Annotated in this window: 28 protein-coding genes and 4 tRNA genes; 11 read left to right on the top strand and 21 right to left on the bottom strand. The window is 50.2% G+C overall.

Annotated features, from left to right (window positions below; all coding sequences use genetic code 11):
• Nucleotides 1-14: 14 nt before the first annotated feature.
• Nucleotides 15-100 (top strand) — tRNA-Leu (locus tag KKH67_09760).
• A 194-nt stretch (nt 101-294) separates the two neighbouring features.
• Nucleotides 295-612 (top strand): DUF202 domain-containing protein, encoded by a 318-nt coding sequence (locus KKH67_09755; GenBank protein MBU1319461.1) that lies wholly within the window; start codon nt 295-297, stop codon nt 610-612.
• A 74-nt stretch (nt 613-686) separates the two neighbouring features.
• On the opposite strand, the gene KKH67_09750 is transcribed toward KKH67_09755, so the two are convergent.
• Nucleotides 687-860 (bottom strand): hypothetical protein, encoded by a 174-nt coding sequence (locus KKH67_09750; protein MBU1319460.1) that lies wholly within the window; start codon nt 858-860, stop codon nt 687-689.
• 371 nt (nt 861-1,231) lie between these two features.
• On the opposite strand from KKH67_09750, the gene KKH67_09745 reads away from it, so the two are divergent.
• A complete protein-coding gene (locus KKH67_09745; GenBank protein MBU1319459.1) occupies nt 1,232-2,449 on the top strand; it encodes a right-handed parallel beta-helix repeat-containing protein in 1,218 nt (405 codons plus the stop codon).
• 36 nt (nt 2,450-2,485) lie between these two features.
• Here KKH67_09745 and KKH67_09740 read toward each other — a convergent pair whose 3' ends face one another.
• The 5 genes from KKH67_09740 to lexA all read right to left on the bottom strand — a co-directional run bounded on the left by KKH67_09740 (nt 2,486) and on the right by lexA (nt 5,791).
• Nucleotides 2,486-2,950 (bottom strand): GNAT family N-acetyltransferase, encoded by a 465-nt coding sequence (locus KKH67_09740; GenBank protein MBU1319458.1) that lies wholly within the window; start codon nt 2,948-2,950, stop codon nt 2,486-2,488.
• 37 nt (nt 2,951-2,987) lie between these two features.
• Entirely contained in the window at nt 2,988-4,223 is a 1,236-nt protein-coding gene (dinB, locus tag KKH67_09735; protein MBU1319457.1) for a DNA polymerase IV, read from the bottom strand.
• A gap of 26 nt (nt 4,224-4,249) precedes the next feature.
• Nucleotides 4,250-4,744: a DinB family protein gene (locus KKH67_09730; protein ID MBU1319456.1), complete on the bottom strand. Its 495-nt coding sequence runs from the start codon at nt 4,742-4,744 to the stop codon at nt 4,250-4,252.
• Between the two features lie 120 nt (nt 4,745-4,864).
• Nucleotides 4,865-5,113: a hypothetical protein gene (locus KKH67_09725; GenBank protein ID MBU1319455.1), complete on the bottom strand. Its 249-nt coding sequence runs from the start codon at nt 5,111-5,113 to the stop codon at nt 4,865-4,867.
• A 63-nt stretch (nt 5,114-5,176) separates the two neighbouring features.
• The gene (gene lexA / locus KKH67_09720; protein MBU1319454.1) at nt 5,177-5,791 is read right to left on the bottom strand and encodes a transcriptional repressor LexA; all 615 of its coding nucleotides are present in this window, start codon (nt 5,789-5,791) and stop codon (nt 5,177-5,179) included.
• Between the two features lie 293 nt (nt 5,792-6,084).
• On the opposite strand from lexA, the gene KKH67_09715 reads away from it, so the two are divergent.
• The 7 genes from KKH67_09715 to KKH67_09685 all read left to right on the top strand — a co-directional run bounded on the left by KKH67_09715 (nt 6,085) and on the right by KKH67_09685 (nt 10,248).
• Nucleotides 6,085-6,339: a hypothetical protein gene (locus tag KKH67_09715; protein ID MBU1319453.1), complete on the top strand. Its 255-nt coding sequence runs from the start codon at nt 6,085-6,087 to the stop codon at nt 6,337-6,339.
• A gap of 18 nt (nt 6,340-6,357) precedes the next feature.
• The gene (locus KKH67_09710) at nt 6,358-6,861 is read left to right on the top strand and encodes a hypothetical protein (protein MBU1319452.1); all 504 of its coding nucleotides are present in this window, start codon (nt 6,358-6,360) and stop codon (nt 6,859-6,861) included.
• Nucleotides 6,862-6,972: 111 nt separating this feature from the next.
• Nucleotides 6,973-7,218, top strand: coding sequence for a DUF1573 domain-containing protein (locus KKH67_09705; protein MBU1319451.1), 246 nt, complete (start codon nt 6,973-6,975; stop codon nt 7,216-7,218).
• Between the two features lie 33 nt (nt 7,219-7,251).
• Nucleotides 7,252-7,749 (top strand): hypothetical protein, encoded by a 498-nt coding sequence (locus KKH67_09700; protein MBU1319450.1) that lies wholly within the window; start codon nt 7,252-7,254, stop codon nt 7,747-7,749.
• Between the two features lie 146 nt (nt 7,750-7,895).
• A complete protein-coding gene (locus KKH67_09695) occupies nt 7,896-8,195 on the top strand; it encodes a hypothetical protein (GenBank protein ID MBU1319449.1) in 300 nt (99 codons plus the stop codon).
• 93 nt (nt 8,196-8,288) lie between these two features.
• Complete coding sequence (locus tag KKH67_09690) at nt 8,289-8,792, top strand: hypothetical protein (GenBank protein ID MBU1319448.1); 504 nt, start codon at nt 8,289-8,291, stop codon at nt 8,790-8,792.
• A 520-nt stretch (nt 8,793-9,312) separates the two neighbouring features.
• A complete protein-coding gene (locus tag KKH67_09685) occupies nt 9,313-10,248 on the top strand; it encodes a YihY/virulence factor BrkB family protein (GenBank protein MBU1319447.1) in 936 nt (311 codons plus the stop codon).
• Nucleotides 10,249-10,328: 80 nt separating this feature from the next.
• Here the strand turns inward: KKH67_09685 and guaB are convergent, their stop codons facing one another.
• The 12 genes from guaB to KKH67_09625 all read right to left on the bottom strand — a co-directional run bounded on the left by guaB (nt 10,329) and on the right by KKH67_09625 (nt 21,178).
• A complete protein-coding gene (gene guaB / locus KKH67_09680; protein MBU1319446.1) occupies nt 10,329-11,798 on the bottom strand; it encodes an IMP dehydrogenase in 1,470 nt (489 codons plus the stop codon).
• A complete protein-coding gene (locus KKH67_09675) occupies nt 11,795-12,508 on the bottom strand; it encodes a hypothetical protein (GenBank protein MBU1319445.1) in 714 nt (237 codons plus the stop codon). Before KKH67_09675 ends, guaB begins: the two co-directional genes overlap by 4 nt.
• Before the next feature lie 165 nt (nt 12,509-12,673).
• Nucleotides 12,674-12,750: transfer RNA gene (locus tag KKH67_09670), tRNA-Val, on the bottom strand.
• Between the two features lie 17 nt (nt 12,751-12,767).
• Nucleotides 12,768-12,840: transfer RNA gene (locus KKH67_09665), tRNA-Ile, on the bottom strand.
• A gap of 166 nt (nt 12,841-13,006) precedes the next feature.
• Complete coding sequence (locus tag KKH67_09660; GenBank protein ID MBU1319444.1) at nt 13,007-13,879, bottom strand: SRPBCC domain-containing protein; 873 nt, start codon at nt 13,877-13,879, stop codon at nt 13,007-13,009.
• 44 nt (nt 13,880-13,923) lie between these two features.
• A complete protein-coding gene (locus KKH67_09655) occupies nt 13,924-15,000 on the bottom strand; it encodes a mechanosensitive ion channel family protein (GenBank protein MBU1319443.1) in 1,077 nt (358 codons plus the stop codon).
• A gap of 550 nt (nt 15,001-15,550) precedes the next feature.
• Complete coding sequence (locus KKH67_09650; protein MBU1319442.1) at nt 15,551-16,600, bottom strand: DUF4062 domain-containing protein; 1,050 nt, start codon at nt 16,598-16,600, stop codon at nt 15,551-15,553.
• 49 nt (nt 16,601-16,649) lie between these two features.
• On the bottom strand, nt 16,650-17,018 hold the full coding sequence (locus KKH67_09645; protein ID MBU1319441.1) for a hypothetical protein: 369 nt from the start codon (nt 17,016-17,018) through the stop codon (nt 16,650-16,652).
• A gap of 181 nt (nt 17,019-17,199) precedes the next feature.
• Nucleotides 17,200-18,900, bottom strand: a complete 1,701-nt coding sequence (gene recN / locus KKH67_09640; GenBank protein MBU1319440.1) for a DNA repair protein RecN — start codon at nt 18,898-18,900, stop codon at nt 17,200-17,202.
• A gap of 42 nt (nt 18,901-18,942) precedes the next feature.
• Nucleotides 18,943-19,446 carry a DUF2085 domain-containing protein gene (locus KKH67_09635; GenBank protein ID MBU1319439.1) on the bottom strand — a complete coding sequence of 168 codons (504 nt, stop codon included), beginning with the start codon at nt 19,444-19,446 and terminating at the stop codon, nt 18,943-18,945.
• Between the two features lie 6 nt (nt 19,447-19,452).
• Nucleotides 19,453-20,076, bottom strand: coding sequence for a DUF4013 domain-containing protein (locus KKH67_09630; GenBank protein ID MBU1319438.1), 624 nt, complete (start codon nt 20,074-20,076; stop codon nt 19,453-19,455).
• A 97-nt stretch (nt 20,077-20,173) separates the two neighbouring features.
• Nucleotides 20,174-21,178, bottom strand: a complete 1,005-nt coding sequence (locus tag KKH67_09625) for a hypothetical protein (GenBank protein MBU1319437.1) — start codon at nt 21,176-21,178, stop codon at nt 20,174-20,176.
• A 254-nt stretch (nt 21,179-21,432) separates the two neighbouring features.
• Here KKH67_09625 and KKH67_09620 point away from each other — a divergent pair.
• Nucleotides 21,433-21,508 (top strand) — tRNA-Ala (locus KKH67_09620).
• Nucleotides 21,509-22,118: 610 nt separating this feature from the next.
• On the opposite strand, the gene KKH67_09615 is transcribed toward KKH67_09620, so the two are convergent.
• From KKH67_09615 to KKH67_09605, 3 genes are all read right to left on the bottom strand, one after another.
• The gene (locus tag KKH67_09615; GenBank protein ID MBU1319436.1) at nt 22,119-22,799 is read right to left on the bottom strand and encodes a hypothetical protein; all 681 of its coding nucleotides are present in this window, start codon (nt 22,797-22,799) and stop codon (nt 22,119-22,121) included.
• Nucleotides 22,800-23,081: 282 nt separating this feature from the next.
• A complete protein-coding gene (locus KKH67_09610) occupies nt 23,082-23,621 on the bottom strand; it encodes a hypothetical protein (protein MBU1319435.1) in 540 nt (179 codons plus the stop codon).
• A gap of 55 nt (nt 23,622-23,676) precedes the next feature.
• Nucleotides 23,677-23,984, bottom strand: a 308-nt coding sequence (locus KKH67_09605; GenBank protein MBU1319434.1) for a hypothetical protein, incomplete at its 5' end; no start/stop codon positions are given.

The following is a 23,984-nucleotide window of genomic DNA, read 5'->3' as shown; positions in this document are numbered from 1 at the left end:
TAATTCGCAACGATGCCGGAGTGGTGAAATTGGTAGACGCACTGGACTCAAAATCCAGCGGGGCTTACACCCCGTGCCGGTTCGATTCCGGCCTCCGGCATTGATTGAATCCGTCCTGCGATAAGCAACCGGACATATTCGATTCCCGGCGAGTAATGAGATATCGCTCAGTACAATCAGCACATATCGAAGATTGCAGATGAAAGAATCGATTGAACTTATACACTGCACAACTGTTATAGTCTCGATACAATGAGTTGGAGTTTCGAGACCATGAACGCCGGAGTATGAGATATGAGCGGAGCGAAGTCACACTACAAGGAATCTGAAGAAGACACTGCTGAATGGAGTCCCACCGATATTCTTGCGTCGTTTCGCACGATCCTTGCAAACGAACGCACGGTGCTGTCATATATGCGAACAGCACTGACGTTCTTCGTTGCGGGAGTCACTTTTGTACATTTCTTCGATTCGCTTGTAATCGAGATTGTCGGCTGGATATTCATTCCGCTCGGTTTGATAACCGTCGTTATAGGCGCGTATCGATACAACAGAGAGAAACGTCACATCCACAGACTCAACAATCGCAGTCATAAGGAATCGGACTTCTGAGCGACTCACATGGCGCGCGCCTCATTCAATATACGAGATTCTGTGAGATTGCTCTCCCGTGTGGTATTCGTCACTCAGAGATCTGTGAAGGTTGTCTTCAATATCGACTCCGCTCGGGCGAAATCGCGCACTCGCACCATCAGGGCAAAACAGACATCATCGGCATCATCGCATGCGGAGTCTTCGCTTGGCTCGATTGCGGTCATGCGCGCATCAACCCCTCGGTACTCCAGCAGTCCCTGCACCATCTCAGCCTCCAACCGCTGACTGAATCTTCTGAGGCAGATAAAGTCTGACAATCGCGAACCTGGCCTTTCCGCGGGATATTGCGCCTGATACAGCCTCAAGCCTGAATCTAACCTGTTTCGTGTTCGGACTCCTGAATCTGAGACGATTCATTTCAGTCGATGTCAAATCGATCGAAGTAACTTATTCAAACACCTTGACATTCGCAACCAACGCGGGTTTCTTTCGTATAACGGTTAAGCGGGCTTGTATTCTGCTGCCCGGCTTTTGACATTACAGAGACTTACCCGTCTTTTTTCTGAGAGCCGGACGGGAACTTTGAATGCAGGGATATCGTTGCGGAAACGGTGACTATTTGTTAATGAGGTAAATAATGTACAGAAATATTCTGCTGATTGTAGGTCTACTGATGGTACTCCTGAACTTGTCGTGCGAATGGCAGAGCACGCTGGATGCCGGCGACAATCCTCCGCCGGGACCGCAGGCTCTCAAGGTACCTGAGGCCTACAAAACCATTCAACTTGCGATAAATGCGGCAGAAGACGGTGACGAAATCGTGGTTGCCAGCGGCACATATACCGATGCCGGGAACCGCGATCTCAGGTTTGGAGGCAAAGTCATAACTTTGCGATCCGCCGGCGGACCCGACTCGACTACTATAGACTGCAAGGGAAGCACGAGCAAACCTCACAGGGCATTCATCTTTATGAGTGAAGATTCCAATACAGTGATCGAAGGATTCACGATTATCAAAGGTTTCGCGTCGGAGGCCGATGCTCAGTTGAAAGGTTGGGGTGGTGCGGTATATTGCGAGACCAGTTCGCCCAAGTTCATCAACTGCGTATTTTTTAGAAATGATGCAGACTTCGGCGGTGCGGTCGCGTGTCGCACGGCCTCCCCTATTTTCGAGAACTGCGAATTCAATTCAAACGATGCCACGAAAGATGGCGGCGCAGTCACCGCAGAAGGTGGTGCGCGGCCGATTTTCAGATCGTGCACATTCATCGACAACGAGGCGCTGCAGCGCGGGGGCGCTTTCAACTGCTCTAGCGCGTCTCCCAACATCTCTGACAGCAGATTCGAGAGCAACATGGCTGCAGGTTTTGGAGGAGTAGCATTCTGCAATTCATCCTCCCCGTCCTTCACAAACTGCGTTGCCTTCAAGAATACGGCGCAGGAAGGTGGGGCGATATATGCTACGTCCGAATCGAATCCGCATCTCGTGAACTGCTCACTTGTGCAAAACACCGGACGCTCAGGTGGTGGTGGGCTGAGCTGCGCTACCAACTCCAAAGCGACACTTCAAGAGTGTATAATCGCTTTCAGCACAATAGGCGAGGCCATCAACATACTTGATGTAAATAGTACTCCGAACGTAAGGTGCACTGATCTCTATAATAACGCAGGAGGCGACTGGGTGGGCGATAGTCTGTCTGTGAAAGCAGGCATTGACGGCAACTTCTCGGCCGATCCCAATTTCTGTGAAGTTGTTCTCGGCGATTTGCAGCTCAGAGCCGACTCTCCCTGTCTCGAAAACAACAATGGCTGTAGCAAGCAGATCGGAGCTCTGGTCGGAATCTGCACTGAGTAACCGTGATCGTGAAATGACGTCGGGGCAGTAAGGGCATCACAGAATCATTTCCATGTAGACAGCTCCCTCGATTGGATTGTACCTGTAGGCTTCGATTTCAACGAATCCCAGTGATCGATAGATGTTGCGGGCAGCTTCCATTGATGCGAGAGTATCAAGACGCATCGCGCGGTAACCAGCTTCACGCCCTTCCTTAACGATTGCTTCAACAAGTTGCCTGCCGATCGCAAGACCTCGGAACTCTGGACGTACATAAAGCCGCTTCATTTCGCATACAACGCCTGACAATCTTCTGAGTGCCACACAACCGGCCGCAAGACTGTCCACAGTAGCTAAGAAAAGCCGTCCGGACGGCGGGGCATAGTCACCGGGAAGCTCTTCAAGTTCAGAATCGAAATCCTGGAAGCAGAGATCGAAATCCAGCGACGCCGCATACTCCCGGAAGAGCTTCCTGATTTCGGCGATATCCGCAGGTGTCCTGGCAAGGACAATCTCAGTCATATCATTTGCCCCTGTGCTGGTACCAAACGGCCAACTGTCAAGTCTTCTTGCGTTCTTTTCGTTCAAGATACGCAAGACTCCCGGCCCTGACAATAGAGCCCTTTCCGAATTTCGTTCTTATTGCTTCGACTGCGTCCGCCGCTGTGCGCTGTTTGATCGAGATGTCGCTCGAGAAGAGCGTCATCTGATCATCCTCATCAAGCGAAGTCAGCTTAGAGACTCTGACACCCAGAAGTCTTACAGTACGCTGCACAACAGTCTTTTCCGGCAAGAGACTTCGCGCCACGCTGTAGATAGTCTGCACATCGTCTGTGGGCCGGTTGATAGTGCGGTCGCGAGTAATCGTCTTGAAATCAGCATACCTGACTCGAAGAGTGATAGTCCGGGCAACGAATCGTCGTTTCTTCAGGCGCTGCACTACCTTGTCGGTCAGATGGAGAATCACCGAATCGATTAACTCGAAGTCCCTGATGTCGTATTCGAACGTGTGTTCGTGAGACATCGATCTCTCGTGATGCAAATCATCATGAGGCTGCACAGGCGACTCATCGAGGCCATTCGCTATTCTCCTGAAATGCTCCCCCATCACACCGAATCGCTTCGTGAGCAACGACAGCGGCACACCTGCAAGCTCACCAATCTTGAAAATGCCCGCCTCGTTGAGACGTCGTGTCGCCACGGGTCCAACACCGAACAGCTTCGAGACGTCGAGCACGAAGAACTTAGCCGGCAGTTCATGCGGCCACATCGTGGTAAGCGCATCGGGCTTCTCCAGTGCAGACGCTACTTTCGCGAGATGCTTGTTGACCGAAACGCCGACCGAGCACGTCAGGTCCAGCCGCTCCTTGATCCTCTTCTTTAACTCACGAGCTATCGCAACTGCACCGGAGAAGAGATTCATTGATCTGGTCACATCCAGATATGCCTCGTCGATTGAAGTCGGCTCAACAAGTGGTGTGAACTCTCTGAATATCTCTCGAATTCGGTCGGCGTAATACTCGTAAGCGTCGAATGATCCCGCAACGACCGTCGCCTGCGGACAGAGTCTGAGAGCTTCCCCCATAGCCATGCCGGATTTCACACCAAATGCGCGAGCCTCATATGAGCATGTCGCGACCACACCCCTTCGCGAATCACCGATCCCGACCAGAAGAGGAAGTCCCCTCAGCTCCGGCCGGTGAAGCTGCTCGACCTGCGCATAGAATGCATCCATGTCGACATGAAGAACAACTCGCTCCGAGCCGCTCGAGCAACCAACTTGCCGGTCGCGCATAGCACCACGTCTGCCGGTGGGGAACATTATCCGAACACGCCTTTCCTTCCGAGCACCTTGGCTCGAATCGCGCCAATCTGCCCGGCATGATACGCATCGTGAAGTGTCATGAACATAATCAGTCTTCCCCTGCTCTCCTTCCACTCGTCCGTAATCTGGATGACCTCATCGAGATCATCAGCAGAGACCCCATCGAGTGCGCTCACCGCGCGGTTGTGCACCATGCCATAGTTGTCTATCAGCTCGCGGAGGGCAGGAAAGAGAGATGGATCCTCAGCGAATTCAACACCGAAGTCGAAGAGCTTCGAATACCGCTCACTTCCCTCATACTCAGTATCACCTCCAAGACCCTTCACCAGGAGTTTTGTGGAAACGCATAGATGTCCAACCTGCCACCTTATGTGATTCATAAGGTCTTTCCCGCGTTGGACAGATTCCTCCTCGGTTACATCCTCAAGGAGCTTGTCCACCCATTGTTTGATAGAAACATATCCTGATTTCAACGAATCAACTGCTTCCATAATACCTCCCTAATCTGTTCATCAGCAACTACTATCAGTTCAGCGTTAAACAGACTCGCGATCAATGCATACAAACCAACACTTACACGATCGACACTTATGATACTGGTAAACAGGATATTAGTCGACAGACAATTTACAGAGCGTCCAGTTTGTATCATGTTGGTCATACGACAATTCGAAGAAGTTGGAGCCTTCATCGACAACTGCAAAATGCCTGAACCGGTATCGACCCACCTCACTTTGCCACACTCCGGTGATCTTGGCAATTCGATAGACCCGATCCTTCCATTTGAAGCGAAGCGGCCTCATTCTGCTCTTCTCGAATACGGCAATCACATCTATGGGTTCTTCCACATCCTGATACATATCACAATCCGGGTGAAGCGCTGCATCAATCTGACTAGTTCATCATGACCGACCGGAGAATCACTACATCCGCCTGAGAAGTCCCACTACTTTGCCTGCGATGTAGAATCCGGGCGTATCGTTCTCGACAATAATCGGACCGAACGCATCATTCTCAGGCTCAAGCCGGATGCAGTCAGGCTCCGGATAGTATCGCTTTACGGTCGCCTCATCTCCGATCACCGCGACGACAATGTCCCCTGCGTCAGCTGAATCCTGCTTGCGCACAACAACAAAGTCACCATCGACAATTCCAGCACCGATCATGCTCTCCCCCACCACACGCAGGCTATAAGTCTCACCAGACGGCAGAAATGTCGTGTCGACCGCGATGCTCCCCTCTACATTTTCGTCCGCCAGAAGCGGCGCACCTGCAGGGACTGCACCCACCAATCGCAGTTGCCTTACCGATGTTGTCATCCTGGTCGCAAGCTCTATCCCGCGCGAAACGAGCGGAGTTTTTTTGATGTAGCCCTTCTTGATCAACGCTGCCAGGATCGATCTGACGCCGTTGGTCGACTGGATTGAAAAGCGCTCTCCTATTTCGCGGATCGTCGGAGGCGCACTCTTCTCAAGGATGCTCGCCGCAATGAAATCGTAGACTTGTTTCTGCCTCGCCGTCAGTTTTGCTTTTACCATACATCTTCCCTCGCTATCATGCAGGTCGACCTTCGGAATTCATGCATACCGCTTTCTACAATCCCGATCCACCGTACTGCACAAACATACAGTAGTGCACTAATGTGCCGCTGTCAAGCATAAACTTGTCATTTTCTTGCCGATTTGCGGTGGATGTGCGCATGAGTCTCATTTCCCCTGGCTCATGCGGAATTTTTGAATATATTCATCCGATCGGGCTGCCGATTGTATAAGTACAGTGTGATTTTTGTTATAAGGACGGACATCTTGATCTGCCTTCGTGAGGGATCTAAATGACATATATGCTGTTACGCCATCTGATATCGGCAATTCTAATCCTTGGCTCAATCGCTTCAGCTCAGACCGTCGTGCCGCCTCGCCAGCGCAGTACTGTGACTGAAAGTGTGTATACGAAAGGACGTGCGGTAATCCGAGAAGGGGGATTCGATTTCGGGAAAGTGCCTCAGAACGCGTTCGTATCGAAGAAGTTCTATCTCATCAATATGGGGTCTGATACTCTCGAAGTATTGAAGGTCGACCCTGGCTGAGGCTGCACCAAGGCTCCTATTTCCAAGAAGCTTATAGCTGTCGGCGACAGCTCTCTGATCGAAATAACATTAAACTCGGGAAACAAGAGAGGCCAATACAATAAGACCACCAAAGTTCACACCAGCGATCTGTTGAACAGAACTCTGCAACTCAAGATCAAGGCGTTGATATTTCCAGAGTCGGCTCCTACCTCCCCTGTAGTCTGCACTCCCAAGAAGCTCTATCTTATGCCGGAGACCTTGAACGACGCAAATAAGATCGCAATAAAGAACATAACTATGGATACATTGGCTGTGAAGCTTGTATACTCTGATGATGATTGCTTTGACGTTCACCTGGCTGGCGATATGCTCGATGTCGGCGCGAAACTCGATGCGATCGTGAATGTAAGGAAAGACCGAAAGGAGGAGTATTTCAAGAAGTCATTCACAGTTGAATTCGGCGATGCTGCGGGTACCAGAATGTCAATCCCGGTATCATATATCAAGAAGGTGAATTCGAGAACCAAACAAGGAAATTGATGTTATTAACTGCCAGTATATGTTTCGCTTGACTTGATGGGCGTTATTTATAACTTTAAGCAGACTATCTTCTCAGCATTCGCTATTTGAACTTATGGGGATTTAGCAACTATGCGTTTTCTTGCAAGTACCGTCATGTCCGCTCTCATCCTGACGACGTCTGCCTTGGCTGGCACTCCGGTCAAGCCTGAGAACATCTCCAAGGCGGCAGGAACATACACCAAAGGCAGGCTCTACCTGCCCGAGCTGGAATTCGATTTCGGGATGGTCCCTCAGGAGGCGAGTATAAGCCACAGCTTCTGGATTCAGAACAAAGGGCTTGACACGTTAGAGATTATCCAGATAAAGCCTGGGTGAGGATGCACAAAGGCGCCTCTTACCAAGAGGCTCATCGCTGTCGGTGACAGCGCAGAAATAGAACTGATTTTCAGCACCGGCAAACGGCTTGGTCAGCAGAAGAAGACTGCCACAGTCGTCACCAGTGACATAACGAAAGGTAACAGCAAACTTACGCTGCAATCGAATATTCGCCCTGCTGAGGATTCCATCTCCCTGATCAAGGTCGACCCGCAGGTCGTCGATATCAAGCAGGATCAGCGGAGCGAGAAATTCAGTGTGACTGTTACGAATCTCTCGGATGTAGCATTGACCCCGCAATTGGTGTCGCGACCTCACGAGGCGTTCAGATACGAATACGCCGAACATTCAGTGGATCCCGGGGAATCAACGACTATATCTGTCTGGGTGGCCGAAGATCTGGATGCGGAGACTGCAAAGAAATCGTTCACGTTTGAGTTGAATGATCCGAAGCGAACGCGTTTTACGATCCCGGTGCAGTTCACAAGAGAGATCGATCAGCCACTCAAGGCGGCATCCGGAGGCCATTGAGACACTGCACAAGGTAGATGGGCGGTCTATGCCGCACTGCTGCAAGCCTCTTATAGCTTGACAATGGCGTTGAAAACCCTATGTTCTTTGGTATATAAGTAACCTTTTCGACTGTCTATGACAGGCACTCTTGGAGATTTTGAACAATGAAAAAGGTGTTGTTTCTCACTCCGATAATCATTCTTGCCTTTATCAGTTTCAACATAATTCAGAGCAAGACCCTCTCTGAACCGTCGCAAGGCGAAAGCAAGAAACCGATCGCCTCGAAGCCACAGTCCCCCCGGACTGACACGTATGAAAGCCCTTACGTGAATGGCAAGGCCGAACTTGTAGAGGCAAAGTTTGATTTTGGCTATACACCCACGAGGAGTTCAGCGTATCACCCATTCCACATCAGGAATGTCGGAACAGATACTCTGGATATCGTCAAAATCAAGCCTGGGTGAGGCTGCACAAAGGCGCCGCTTGATAAGCGGTTCCTCGCTGTCGGAGACAGCGCTGAAGTCGGAATCAGTCTCAGCATAAGCCGCGCATCCAAGGTGACCAAAGGTCCGCGGATATATACCAGCGATCCCAACAATAAGGAAATGCTGGTCACGTTGACAGCAGAGGGCGTTGCAAGTTTTGATTCAACTACGCCCGCCGCGATATTTCCGTCGCGTGTGACAATCCCTCTTGAGAAGCGTGGTGAGCCGTTCAGGCTTGTTATCAAGAATGTGTCGCATCAGCCGATCAATCCCGCGATTGTCTTCGCTCCGACTGATATTGTCGATGTGCAGATGCCTGACGGCGTGATCGCCGCCGGTGATGAAAGAGATATCTTCGTGACTTTGCGCGATGATTTCGATCAGTTGAGCAAGAAAATTTCCTTCACATTGTCAATGATGGACTATCAGGACACGAGATATACGATACCGATCGAAATCGGTAATATCTCCGCGAAAGCCAGTCATGCGAACACTCCACCTGCATCGTCTAAGTCAGCATCCACTGACAAGACGCCGCTTAGGCCAACTGGAAGCGATAAGAAGGGCGGAAGCTGATCGAGACAGCATCCATCGACCGATATCAATATTGAACCGCCTCTCCAAGAGGCGGTTCTTTTTCTTGAGCCTGCCTCGTGTCATCGCGAGGAGCGCAGCGATGTGGCGATCTCTGATACATGAATTCACAGTAGCTATACTCCTTGTGAGTGCCGCAAGAGAGAGCGCTGGGGCATAGCCATCATGTGTACACAGGAGCTGTGCTCCTGTGTGTGCCGCAGAAGAAAGCGCAAGCGTACAGCCACGGTGAAGCATTCCGCCACTGGAGCAGAAATTCGAGAGGATAATTTATTTGCGTAATACCACTATTTTTCATTAAGTTTGTCCACGAACTCTCGCATTGGGGCTTGTTGAAAAAGTCCCGATGCTGTGAAGCAGCGTCATCGCGAGGAGCGTAGCGACGTGGCGATCTCTATATCAATCAAGGCTATTGTGAAATGCGGAGATTGCCACGCTTCGCTCGCAATGATGACGTCATCTATGGTTTTTCAACATGCCCATTTGCAGGTGAGATATTGTTATGAGCGAAGTTGACGAGACGGCATCAGAATCATGGTTTAGGCAGCGGCTGAGGAGTCTGAAGGATTTTCTCAGCCATTACGTTGGGGGACTTTACAATCGAGTCGGAGACGATCATGTGTTCCTGCTCGCCGGGGGGCTCTCATTCTCGATCTTCGTATGCATTATTCCGATGACACTGATCATATTTGCAGTCATCGGCAACGTGCTGGAAAAGACCACGGTCACATCCGAGATAGATGCACTCATAGATCGTGTGATTCCATACGAGTCATACGCACAACATATAAAGGACCTCATCTTGACAAGAGTTGACGAGTTTAGAGTGTATAAAGGCGTTGCTGGTTTGCTCGGACTGGCGGGTCTGCTATTCGCAGCAAGCGGTCTCTTCTCCAGCATGCGGACCGTTCTCAACAATTCGTATAACGTCAAGGACAACCACTCAGTCTATGTCAGCAAACTGCGCGACATCGGCCTCGTGTTGCTCGTCATTATTTACTTTCTGCTCTCGACGACAGTCCTTCCATCGGTCGGTATCATTGAGGATTTCGCGAGCCGGTCCGAATTACTCGGTCGTTTCGATCTCGCCGGTCTGGCAGATATTGCTGTTGATGTCGTTACAACACTTGTAATATTCTTCGCATTTTTCATAGTTTATCTTCTCGTACCGCAGACAAAGCTTCCCAAGAGAGTCGTGCTGATGAGCGCAGTCTCTGCTGCGGCGATGTGGAAGATTGCCGAAATAATCTTCGGCTACTACATAGCTCATGTGGCGACGCTCACGAAAGTCTACGGCGCGTATTCGTTCCTGATAGTAGTTGCATTCTGGATTTACTATACATCGATCGTGTTCATCCTCGGCAGCCTCATCGGCCAGCTCTACCGCGAACGAATCGACAAGAAATATCCGCCCCGCTCCGCACATAGTGATGTGTGATTAGCCGATATTCTCGCTAGCAGTAAATAGTCAGGAATCTGATGTTATGTGCATAGCCGGACAGATTCACATTCCAACGTCTACCGCCACGCCTGGTAGTTAGGGGCTTCTTTTGTGATAGAGACATCGTGGGGATGGCTTTCGCGTAAGCCTGCGAATGTTACCTGAACGAATTTCGCTTTCGTCTGCAGATCGCTTACCGTGCGGCATCCGGTCAGACCCATACCGGCTTTGAGACCGCCCATAAGCTGATAAATGGAATCGGAGAGTTCGCCCTTGTATGGCACGCGGCCTTCGATACCTTCCGGCACCAGTTTCTTGACTTCGCTGGTGTCCGATTGGAAATATCTGTCCCCTGAACCCTGTCGCATCGCCTCGATCGATCCCATGCCGCGATAGAGCTTGTAGCTTCTCCCCTCGTACAGCACGACGTCGCCGGGAGCTTCTTTTGTGCCGGCAAACAGCGAACCAATCATGACAACATTGGCACCTGCTGCGAGCGCCTTCGCGACATCGCCTGAGTATTTGACACCGCCGTCGGCAATGATGTGGGCACCATGCTTGCGAGCTTCCTCGCTGCATTCAAGTATCGCCGTAATCTGTGGAACGCCTGCGCCTGTGACAACGCGCGTAGTGCAGATCGAACCGGGACCGATTCCGACCTTCACACAATTTGCTCCTGCAGTGATCAGATCGCGAGTCCCCTCAGCGCTGACAACATTGCCTGCCACTATCGGAAGACTCGGGAATTCCTTTCTGAGAGATTCAACCGCCTTAAGCACGCCCTCAGAATGACCATGTGACGAATCGACTGCAAGCACATCGACATTCGATTCAACCAACGCCCGAGCGCGGTCCAGCATATCTTTGGCGACACCGACCGCCGCGCCGACTCGCAGTCTCCCCTGCTCATCTTTGCATGATAACGGATACATGATTCTCTTAGTAATATCCTTGACCGTTATCATTCCCTTAAGCATACCGTCGTCGTCGACAACAAGCAGTTTCTCGATACGATTCTTGTGAAGAATCTCCTGCGCCTCGTCAAGAGTCGTTCCGGGCGGCACTGTGATGAGATTGTCTTTTGTCATCACATCGGCGATCTTCACGCTCAGATTCTTATGAAAACGCAAGTCCCGGTTGGTAAGGATGCCGACGAGCTTTCCCTTCTCCGTAATCGGAATGCCGGAAATCGAGAACATTGTCATCACACCGAGAGCTTCGGCGATCGGCTGATCGGGAGGAAGCGTGATCGGATTGACTATCATGCCAGACTCTGATCGTTTGACCTTATCTACTTCAGCAGCCTGCTTACTGATCTTCATATTCTTGTGGATAAATCCGAGCCCGCCCTCGCGGGCAAGAGCGATCGCAAGCTCCGCCTCGGTAACCGTGTCCATCGCTGCAGACACTATCGGAATATTCAGATCGATACCAATACAGAGCTTGGTGGCAACGTTGGCCTCAGCCGGAAGCACGGAACTTCTGGCAGGAATCAGCAGGACATCATCAAATGTCAGTCCCACTTTCGCGACTTTATCGTTTATCAATCGTCATCTCCCGCCCAATAGAGAATTCTTCCGCACGAATCGCACGTAATCACCTTGTCGGCTTTCTTGATCTCTTGCACAAGCCTCGGTTCGAGCTGCTTGTAGCAGGCTCCGCATGACCGTCTCTTGACCGGCACTACGACGTCTCCCCCACGTCCTTTTCTGATTCTCTCGTAAGCCGACATGAGTTGCTTCGGTATCCGCACAAGAACATTCTTACGCTCGTCGTCCTTCATCTGCATCTTCTCGCCAACAGCATCGATCTGATTCTGAAGCTGCTCGAGCTGGTCAACGTTTAGCTTTCTTGTCTCGTCCGACTTCGCCTCGTATTCCTCGATCTTCTGCTCCAACTCGCTGATCTCATCCATCAGAAGCAGTGTCTTGTCCTCGGCATCGCTAACCACTTCCTTGGTTCTGTCGATCTCCTGCGTAAGAGCATCATACTCTTTGTTGGTCTTAATACTCAGCATCTGATGCTGGTATTTTTCCAAAGCCTCATTATTTGCACCTACTTCAATTTCGAGGCTCTTCAACTCAAGCTTAGCTTCTGCAAGGCGTTTCTTGTGATTCTCGAGCGTGTCGGCAACCTCCGTCATTTCTTTGCGAAGGTTCTCAATCATATCCGGCAGGTAATCCTTTGACCTCTCCAATTCTCCGATGAAATAATCAATGTCCTGAAGCTTCATCAACAATTCAATCTGCTTCTGCATTACCCACTCCCATAACATTTGAAACTATGTAACAATGAAAAAGTGCACTCGGTTTCCGAGTGCACTCCTGAGTCTTCTTCATTTATGCCGTCGTCAGCTGCATTCAGCTCCGACCAGAGAGTTTTTCGATATCCTGGTCTCATATTTTGAATCTTACCTCACTCATGGTGGGCAATACTGGATTCGAACCAGTGACCTCTCGGATGTGAACCGAACGCTCTAACCAACTGAGCTAATTGCCCATCGATTCATATTCTAGTGGGCCCACCAGGATTCGAACCTGGGACCCACTGATTATGAGTCAGTTGCTCTAACCGCTGAGCTATGGGCCCGCGCTAATCAATCATATTAGCCACCGATCAGCCCTATGTCAAGCCAAAATTCTTGCACTTTTGCCCACATATTATATAACATCGTCAGAAGCTGATATGTTTATAACCGATTGGCGGCACAAATCCTGAGGTAATCCCTGGAAACGTTGACTACCAAAATATCATCTCATCCACCACCGACACATCTCTCTTCGAACGCACCCAGCACCGATGACCACGCATGATCGAAATAGTCGTAGAGCTTGTCCCATTCCTCACCTTTGCCCCAGCCAAGCTGCGCGAAAGTCACCTTGACCAGCCCGACCGATGCCTCATCGAATTGCAGTATGACCTGAGTATGTTGCTTGCGCAACTCTCCGAATGACGGCGGCGCACTCCACTCGAATGAGAGCATCGCTTTCGGCAGAAAACTCAATATGCGGCACCCTTCCGAACCGCGCATTCCAACTGGCGGCTGCATGCTGAAATATATCTCATACGGTCCGCCGACTCGAAGCTCCACATTAGTGTTCTCGGAAAAGAAATTTCGCACTCCCTCGTCTGTTGTCCATGCATTCCAAACCTCATCGAGCGTGGCCTGCACCGTGACTTCTTTGCGCAAAATTCTGTCAGATGGATTCGTCACATAGCGATCCTTCGGGACATGCTCCGCCATCAGCGAGAGATGGAATGGCTGCATCTTATACGTCATTAGACCCGACTTGATCGATGGGTCGTTGTCGATAATTTCCCTGCCCTCCGATTCAGAGTCGACCTGTAACACTATGAGACCGAAGACCGGATCGAAACAGGGACCCGCCATCAGGACTTTCTTCTTGAAAACCATGCCCTTAAGGTAGACGAAATGCTCGCTCATGATTTTCTCTTCTTCAGCCGACATGTTATCGGGCCAGCCTTCTCGTGTTCCAAGCAATTGAACGAAATAGTGCATTGGTTCGCTCACTTCCTGGCCTCCTCCCGAATTGCCAAGATTTGCATCACCTGCCACCACAATGGGCAGCGACAGAATCACCACCACTGCGGTGAGAACCACTATCACCCTGTATAACCCACCGGTCGGAGTCTCTGTTGCCGCGATCCTCGTTATTCCTTCTCTATCTCTTCACGAATCTTAATGATGTCCGCAAGTCTGCTGCGCCGCACTCCGAGGCGTTCCAATTCAGCCTTCTGATTATCGCGTTGACTCACATCATCTTTCGACTTCTCGATTTTTTCTCTCATGGTTTCGATATCTTCACCCAGTTGCTCATGCATCTCTCGCAGCTTCACCAGCGATTCGGCTTTTTCAGCTTTGTCAAAGACTACTGCCTCCGGCGTTTTCACAAAGGCCGGTTCTTCAGCAGCAGGCTCTCGTTCGACCACGGGGATGAAAACTCTGTGCTCCGACTGAGCGCGTGTATTCATGAACGTCGGCGATACTATTTCGATTCCCGCAAGGTGAAGCTTGTCGAGCATCATCTCTTTCAGGTTCGATCGCGTGGATAGCAACTGCTTCACCTCCTTAAGTAGTCCAGCGACGCGATAGGTGACCGAGAAGTCTCCCAGTTCGAGGATGTGCACGAATGGATCCTGAAGCTCCGCAGCTTCGGCAGCTTCGAGTAGCGAGGATTCGATTTTCGAGTGAGGAACGTCATAACCGAGCGAGACGGTCGCAGATATTATCGTCCCGGATGCGCGCGAGACCTTGACCGGATTAGTCACAAGGTACAGATTCGGAATCGTCGTGAGATCGCGGTCTTCGGTTTGAATCTCGACATGAAATAAACCTCTATCCGATACTCTTCCGAAATGCTCGCCGACACTGACAAAATCTCCCAGCCGGAAATTCCGCACTGCTCGCAGCATCATGCCAGCCATGGCGTTTCCGAGAAGTGTGGTTGACGAAAGCGCGATCGCTGCAGATATCAGTATTCCGAATAGTGTCAAGAGCTGTCCGCGAAGCGAGTCAGATATCGGCAGCACAATAATAATTGCAATGATTCCCAGGAATGAGAGGATCATGGTCACGATCTGCCGTCTGAACCTAAGTTCGAGTGCACCAGCGTAGCTCTTGTTGAGGATATATCGCACTGCGATGAGTATCAGGATAGTCGCGATTAGCGCAATGCCTGTCGGCAGCCCCGGCAGCAGCCAATTGTATACACGCTCAAGTATTTCCATATTGAGATAGCTCCTTTATTATTCGAATATTACGAAAACGCATCGAGCGGGTCAATGATAAACAGTTATCTGAAAAGTGTGGCCGTGATCTCCGATCGCGGCCATTCTGCAATTACAACGCCGCAGGTGTTGTCATACCGATGGAAGGGATTGTTGAAAAACCCCAAACGCTGTCATTGCGAGCGAAGCATGGCAATCTCATTATCTCACTATTGCATTGATTGACTTAGAGATCGCCACGTCGCTCCGCTCCTCGCGATGACGACGGTGGGCGTATTTGGACTTTTTCAACAAGCCCGGAAATCGGTATCCAGCATGTGTGCGGACTGGATTGCGTTTTTCAACGCAATGACAGCCCTCCGGGCTGCAGGGCACGGCTGCTGTAATCTGAGGGCGGCAGATGTCCACATCTACCCCAATGCTAATCGAAAACCGTATGACGGGATTGCCCTCAAGCCCGCCACACTATTTCAAGAGGCAGGTCTCGTGGAAATCTGCCCTACGTTGCGGACGCTAACGATCTTACAAGTGGAGCCGTAAGGTCATCGGTCTATTCGACACGCCTAAGAGCAAGCATTCGGGTCATCACGTTGTCTCCATACGACGTCAGTTTCCAATAAGTATTCCCATCCTTCAGGCTTCTTGGTTTGTCGCCCTGCACGATAATTCCCAAAGACCTGAGCTGAATGATGATGATGTGAAAACTAGCTATCGATATGTGCCAACTGTCAATATCCAATCGAATCCCGAGCTGCGATGAGGTGGCCATTTCAATCTCCCTCTCGCCAACATCTCCGTCTATCAATTGCTTCAAATCGTTTTCAGAGGCCTCTCCAATCATCGCTGGCGACAAGATCTTTAGGAGATCATTCCAAGTTCGTGTAATCGCGACTTCGGTTTCCATATATTCGTAGTTTTCAGGAGACGGTCCCCAGTACTTCTTTGCTCTAACGTGAATCAGAATGGAAATATCATCGTCACTTTGCTGAAGCGACTCGGTGCCGGCAGGTGGCTTCGTGCTGAGCATTTCGCGTTCATTCTCCAGTTCGCGAACGCGTGATTGCAATCTCAGAATTTCCTTGGCAGCGAATTCATCAGGCATTTGATCCGCACGCACCCAACCAATTGCAGGATTGTTTCTTTTCAAGTATATAAAGCTCTTCACAACTGCCGCGGCGAGTTCATCATCAGTCTTCCATGACTTACACATACGTTTCCGACACAGTCCGCGAAACTCCTCAAGCTTCTCTCGCCCTTCAGGCAACATCTCCGTCTTTCCCGAAGGTATTGAGTCTGGCTCTGCGTGCAGGAACGCTGCCACCGGTACACCTCTTTCGACAGCGTACTCATATTCGCGCTGTGTGTAGCTTATCCCTCTTGAAGTTAACGAGCCGTATCTGCCACCAACGATCACGACATAGTAATCGCTCTCCTCAATCACCTTTCTGATGACCTCCCAAGCGGCATCATCAGCAGCAGGGAAAAACTCCATCCCAACAGGGATACAATCAATCTCCAAGAGACTCTGAATTACTTTCTGCCGCTCGACCTTCAGATCCTCATATGTCGAGCTAACGAATACCTGAAACCGTTTGTCCACTTGTCACCTCTAATTCTATCTCGGTGCTCCACGGCACACAATTCATAAATCACTTCGATTCGAACTTCGTTGGTCCGTCGTAGTAGCGACCTCTCACGTCAAGTACTACGTTGTTGCTGTCCCAACTGATACCTAGAAATTCCCGAGTCATGTCTTGGGGAATGTCCGCTCCTCCCCGAAGCTCGCGTTTGAACAGAATCGAATCTCTTTTCCTATCTTCTACAATCAACCAACTATTAATAGTCGCGCCCCGCCCAGAGTCTGTCCATCTCCAGACTACTTTAGCTACCTTGCTGCCATCCGGGCTCTTTTCCGACAGATGGACATGAAGCCGTGCCTTGTCGTAACTACAGAATATCGATGCCGCGGCAATCAAGATAACTAAGGCAGAGATTGTGTAGACAAGCTTCCTTAGCATCGTTCAGGATCCCCTTTCCCCACTACAACGCCGCAGGCGTTGTCATACCGATGCAAATCGGTATCCAGACTTCGTCAGGACTGGATTGCGTTGTTCAACGCAATGACAGCCCTTCGGGCTGCTTGGCACGGCCGCCGCAAATGGAAAATCAAACATGGTGGAACACGCTCCACCCTACGCCCTACTCAAACTCCGCCAGCAACTCATCCGCCTGCTTGAGTGATGTCTCGGTGAGCTTGTCGCCGGTCAGCATGCGGCCGATCTCTTCGCGGCGTTCTTTCTCTGATAGTCTGCGGATCAACGTCACCATTCGGCCATTCTGCTTTTCTTTGTAGACTTGATAATGATGCTCACCGGCGGCTGCTATTTGTTGCAGGTGCGTGATGACAATGATCTGATGCTTCTTCGCAAGCTGACGCAACTTGCGACCGACAGCGGCTGCAACCTCACCGCCGATACCCGAATCAACCTCATCGAATATCAGAGTCTCGAGCTGCTTTTTCGATGCGCCGACAGTTTTGAGTGCAAGCATCACGCGCGAAAGCTCTCCCCCCGATGCAATCTTCGCCAGCGGACGCAGCTCTTCGCCACGGTTCGCACAGAAATAGAACTCAGTTTGATCGATACCGTCTCTCTCTACACGATATCGCTTGCCATCATGCTCGACCAATCCCTGCTCGTCTTCCCTGCGATCAATCCGCACCCGGAACTGCCCCTTGGCAATTCCAAGTTGCGAGAGCTCTTTCTCTACCTTCTTCGACAAAATATCAGCATGCTTCTGACGTTTTGTTGACAGCTCGACAGCAGACAGAGATAGCTCCTCCTCTATCCCCTGTAGTCGAGTGCGATGCAGTTCAATCTGCTCCGACAGATCCATATCAGATTTCAATTCACTTTGAGCTTTCTTACAGTATGCATTCAACGCATCGATCGATCCGCCATACTTCTTTTTCAGATCGTAGTACACATCAAGACGGCTCTCGATTTCTTCGAGGCGATTCGGATTTGCCTCAACCGATTCCGCGCGCGAGGCAAGAGTCCTGCCGGTTTCCTCCAGCAGATATCTCGAACCAGCAATCCCTTCGAGAAACTCCGCGAGGGATCGATCAATCTCGACCGCCTCTTCAAGCATCGCTTCAATGTGTGCAATTCGCGATGTAATCGAGTGATCGTCCGTCGCCAGCACACCGGAGATTCCGCCGAGTGTTGTGCGCAACTTGCCGGCGTTCTCGAGAATCTTCTTCTCAGACAGAAGAGCTTCCTCTTCATCTGAAGACAAACCGGCCTGTTCAATCTCCTGAACCTGGAATTGATACAGCTCCAGCATCTCTTTATGGCGCTGTGCCTTATCAGCCAACTTATCAAGTTTTGCTTTAACATTGACCCGTTGCTCGAACAGAATCGTTACATGCCCGCAGAGTTCGTTCAATCCCGCAAAACTATCAAGGAATGCAATGTGGTGATCCGTATTGATGAGATACTGCTGCTCATGCTGACCGACAAGATCGAACATTGTCGACGCAACACTCTTAAGCGCCGACACAGGCACCATGCGATCATTTACGAAGGCACGCGAGGGACCTTTGGTCTGGACCTCGCGCCGAAACTTCACGCAACCGTCGTCGCAATCGATCTCAAGACGCTGCAATTCCTCGATTGCGCTCTTCGGGATGTCATCGATTTCAGCTTCAACCACAGCGAGATGCTCTCCGGAGCGAATTACATCGGATGACGCCCGCTCGCCGAGAATCAGATTCAGAGCGCCGATCAGGATAGACTTCCCGGCTCCAGTCTCGCCGCTGAGAATTGTGAGTCCGTCGTCGAAATCTGTAGAGATTTCCCTCACAATAGCGTAGTTGTTGACAATCAATTTGCGGAGCATAATGCCTGAATATAATGATTATGTCGTGACTGTGGGAGAAAATTAAGAATTGTGTGATTTCTCGATCGCGCTGATGAACAAGAAAACCGGCATGCCTGAACCGAATCCGAGGGCTGCGCCGGATGCAAGCCGCAGCAGATTGCCTGAGTCGTAGACCTGTGCGAACTGCAATGCCGCATCTGCTAATCCGAGTAAGCCTGCTAATCCGAAGATGAGTCGCGTTGCGGGGATGAATTCTCTCCGCGCCGTGAACAACAAAGACGCTGCGGCGAATCCGACATATCCACCGAAGCATCTGGCACACACTGCCACCGGATACCCACTGATGTGCAGGCAGCGCCCCGGAATCTGGTGGCATAGCGCACTGTCGAATCCATAGATCAACCTCGGAAGCAGCTTCCATCCGAGCGATTCAAGTACGGGAGCGAGAATTGCCGTGATCGCGAGAGCCATCGCGACAACAGCGAGGATCAATCGCAAATGCCTGCAGAAAAGGCGGCCGAGATCACCGGCCGCCTTCGATATGAATGCGAATGGATACTCCATCAGCGTTTATCCAACAGATCCCGGCTCACCTCCGACGCCTGATGCCTCTTTCTTCTTCATCGCCTCCTGATAGACTTTGCCGAACAGGAAACAGAGACCGAGATTGGCATAGAACATCGTGAATAACACACCGATTCCGAGTGCAAGCACCCCGAGAGACGCAATGACCCCGAAGATGATCCACATGATCAGTACAGCCGCAAGATTCGCGATATTGTCTTTAAGAAGATCGATTATCTCGCTGAATGCGAAAACTGCGTTAAGATCCCCAGTTACCGCGTAGCGTGCGTAGAACAGCGGAGCCACCAGCATCGCGAGAATCGTGTATGCGAACACCAGCAACTGCGTACACGGCAGAAAGTTAATGATGATGGCGGGGATATAGAGCACGACGGTGATGATCAGCATGATCAGCCCTTTTCCAATCATGTCGCCGAAATTATCCCATTCCGGCAGCGGCACCTCATGATCCTCGTATGATCGTTTGATGACCTCGACTAAGTACCCACCGAGAAACAGCGCACCTATGATAAGTGGCGACAACAGCACGAACGCAGCGCCGACCAGCACTTTCGAAAGCCACGCTTTATCCTCGAACATGTAAGTAAAAGATCTTGCGAGATCGGGCATTCTACCTCCCTGTATGACATCTGCCCATTGGGCGAATTCTCAACCTTACAACTATCCTCGGAGCAGGTCTAAGTCAACAAAAACAAATTCTCCTGAATTAGTCCAGCATCTTGGAATCGAACGGAAGTTCAACCAGATAGGAAAACGCCTCATCAAAGCCGCTCATGACCACATAAACGCTCGTACCATCGCCGCTCCAGATTGCCGATCCACAACTCTTACCGAAGGGAAGCGTGACCAGGCGGATGGTCTTTCCATCTGAGACCCTCACTACGCATGGATTCCAGACGCCTTCGGAATTCTCAAGATAGGCGACATACTTGCCATCACGAGATGGAGTAGCCCAACCTTCGCTCTTCTCGCTAGCCACAAGCGGTGTCGACTTATTGGTGCGGACATCCATAATAAACATGTCCTCACTCCACACTCCTGAGAGCGAGTCGCCCTTGACATAGACAAATCTCTCTGAGTCGGGGAACCACTTCGGCAGGTAGCCCTGACGATCAGGCGTCATTTGACGATAGTGATCTCTGTCGATTTCGTACATCCAGACTGCGGACTTGCCGAGAACTCCGAAGGTGTACGCGTACTTCTTGCCATCCGGCGAGATATCAAGCTGTCTCACATCGAGAACGTTTTTCGGGTTCATTCCCATCGCCATCACATCGTCTGCAGAATAGCCGGGGTCGAATTTCTCGAGATTAGTCACACGAATCGGTTCGGCATATTCGTCACTAAGATCATGCAGCCAGATATCGCACATTGTGAGTCTTTTGTCTACGAGCGCCGCATACTTGTTATCCGGAGTTATGCAGAAGGCCTGCGTCTTGTCGATATTGAAGTCAATATCCTTGAACAGTATTGTCTCTTTCCCGGTCTTGAGATCACCGATGCAGAGACGGCTAATCGATGTACTGTCTTTGATGATCGCCTTGAAATACGCGACTTTTTGACCCGATTCGATTAGCTGCGGGAAATAGACGTTCTCAAAGAGAATCTTGCCGGGGACTTTGTCGTCAGCCAGAGTCGATCCGGAAGTCAGAAGCAGAATCGCAAGGACTATCAGAGCGAATGTGCGTGACGGTTGCATTGTACTCATCATGTTTTCTCCCTTACTGTTACATCAAATATCGGCACATGATAACCTAAATGAAGGTCTGATGCCACAACATTCTTACCCGCACTGTCCTGCGAAGTTCAACATTAGTTCACAGTCACTGCAGGCTATTTTGGCGGCTTTCTAAGCATGTGAGAGATATCAGCTTGTCAGTCTGCATCTTGCGGATCGCGAGAGATTGTCAGCTCCAATTAATCCCTTGACAGAGCCGAAGCTGATACTATATTGCGTCGCGTTGTGGGGCCGTAGTTCAGCTGGGAGAACGCTTGACTGGCAGTCAAGAGGTCAGGGGTTCGAGCCCCCTCGGCTCCACCAAATTTCGAAGCCCTGCGAGATTTCCACTCGCCGGGCTTTTCTTGTGCTCGAATCTCTGGGCGACAGACGTCCCGCCCGCCCCGGATGCAGGGCAGCGGTCGTTGATTGCGGTTCTTTGCGCAACCTCAAGCCCGAGAGTTGTAATAGCAATGACAGGATCGGTTTCATGAGACACTCTTTCATTCTCCATCCACAACAATATCGGACTCAAGAGATCAATGCCGAGAATGATCTCTTACAGCGCCGTCAAGTCATGCTCTATGAGCCCAAACATCGGCAACCGTAGGTATATCCTGTCCATTGATGCACCTTTCGCCGATGGATCGTATCCCAGAGCCAATAATGGCAGAACTCAGTTCTTTGGAGTATCTCCCTGCCTCCGAAGCCTATCCAGCCGAATTCAACAAAGCGGAGCGTATAGACATGAATTCGATTATGGTTGGGTTGCACAAGTTCAGTCAAAGTACCGGTGTGGAGTGGCCTACCCCGCCATCCACCCAGTAGCGTATTCTTCGAGGCACGAGTATAAGTACCACCCTCTCGGAAATTGGAGTGATTTTCTGGACAATCCAGTAGTTGTCACTTTGGCCACAGCACGCAGATTGAGATGTCAGGACTTGTCGTAATTGATGAACTCAGCTCGCTGCACCATCTGTCTGATTTCATCATCATCAAGTGTAAGAAGATGCGCACATTCCATCTCACATACTCGTATGTCTTCGACCATTGCAAATGTGACACTCAAAACTGAAAGCACAAGAAATGCTATTGTGTAGCTCCAGTCAGCTCTGTTGTAGAATATGTGACAACACAGTAAATGCAGGAAGAACCCGAACAGCACAGTGAATGAGACATAGAGTACATGAATCTCAGTGTGCTGTGCGAAGAATCGTCCTCTCATATCCTCAGGGTAACATTTGTCTCTCAGGAGTCGATAAGCGTTTTCGGCATCCTTTCTTCGGACATTGTACCTTCTTTCAAGTAGATTTCGCTTGCAGGTAAACCCTCTTTCGATGCTATCGATCTCACGAACCGATCTGCTCTGACGCCATCTGTGGATCATCTCAAAGAGATTCCAGAATACCAAATCGCCCAAAACTGGACGGTTGGCAATATAGATTGCCGAGCCGATTGAGAAACCTATCACTACACAGAGAACATCACCGAGAGACTCTCTCACTGATTTGGACGCCTCAGGATGAACAATGGCGCACAAGAGGAAGAACAAAAAGCCGCCGTACCCGTATCGTATTATCTGATTAATGGTGATACCAATGTCCTTTAGATTCATCTGCAGTTCCTCCGCTTTTAAAAATGTGTTCTATAAGCTCCAATGACTTGCCATTTCAGGCTCATTCATAAGGTGATCACATGCTGCGCTACGGTAAGAGGCATTCAGCACAAGCCTCCTGTCCTCCAGAAAACGTGTAAGATATCAAGTACGCTACATCATCGATATCTTATGATGGAACTTACAAATGTAGAATCTGAACGATTTTGGAAAGCTGGTCACTGAAACTTGCCCTTGTCAAGAGAGTGAAATCAAGTGAACAACCATCGCCTATTCGTGTGCCTATTCTACAGTGACTTTTACTGTTCCAGCAGTCTCCGTCTGAATCTCAGTACCGGCGGGCAGCTCAGCAGTACCACCTTTAATTAGCAGGCCAAGTACGCAACAGAGTATTGTGACTATTACTGCAGTACCTACCTTGCTTTCGCCTTCGGCTAATCTCGTACCATAAAGCGGTACCGTACTACCATCGACAGCCTCGACCCTCTTGATAGAAATACCTATCTTTGCTGGTTTGCCGACTGCGCCGCTGGTTGTGGACTCCGTAACTTCCGCAACTGCTTTAGTTCCAGCCTTGATAACAACAATATCATCAACAATAACATCATATGTTACTCTCAAGTTTACACGATCTCCAACGTGTAGCACTTTCGGTGATATCACCTCTGATGTCGTGAACGAAACTACTGTACCAGCAGGAACAGTAACTTCTTGCTGAGCCAATGCCATATCTGCGCCAATTGTGATCCAAAAGAATGAGAGCATCACAAAAAGTGCGGTCACACGAAAGATCCTGGGTCTTGCTTCACAGATAGCAAACATGATACCTCCCTTAAACGACGTTAGCGGATCACAGTCATACAGTGCACGGAGCTGACTAAAACACAAAGCCTATATTAAACCGCGACAGTATATCCCTTTCCAATTTGACATTTCTTCTACTGGCTGAAATTACTGAACCGTATATGTTCCCTGTGTACCAACCGAATGAAAATATACCCATCAATGCGCCCAGGCCGTAATCTCTATTATCAAATGCTTGATAAGTTCCCCAAAAGAACAAACCATTTACAATGAATGAAGAGAGGGCAGTTTTGGGATAACCGTCATACAGGTATCCGAGACCAGGTATTGCTGCAAGCATGCCAGCGAACGTGGGGCTCTTGTAAGGCAGGTTCTTGCCCT

This window comes from Candidatus Zixiibacteriota bacterium (assembly GCA_018820315.1).
Taxonomy (GTDB): Bacteria; Zixibacteria; MSB-5A5; order JAABVY01; family JAHJOQ01; genus JAHJOQ01.
The sequence above is the reverse complement of the archived record's forward strand: the minus strand, read 5'-3'. Positions and strand labels throughout refer to the sequence as shown.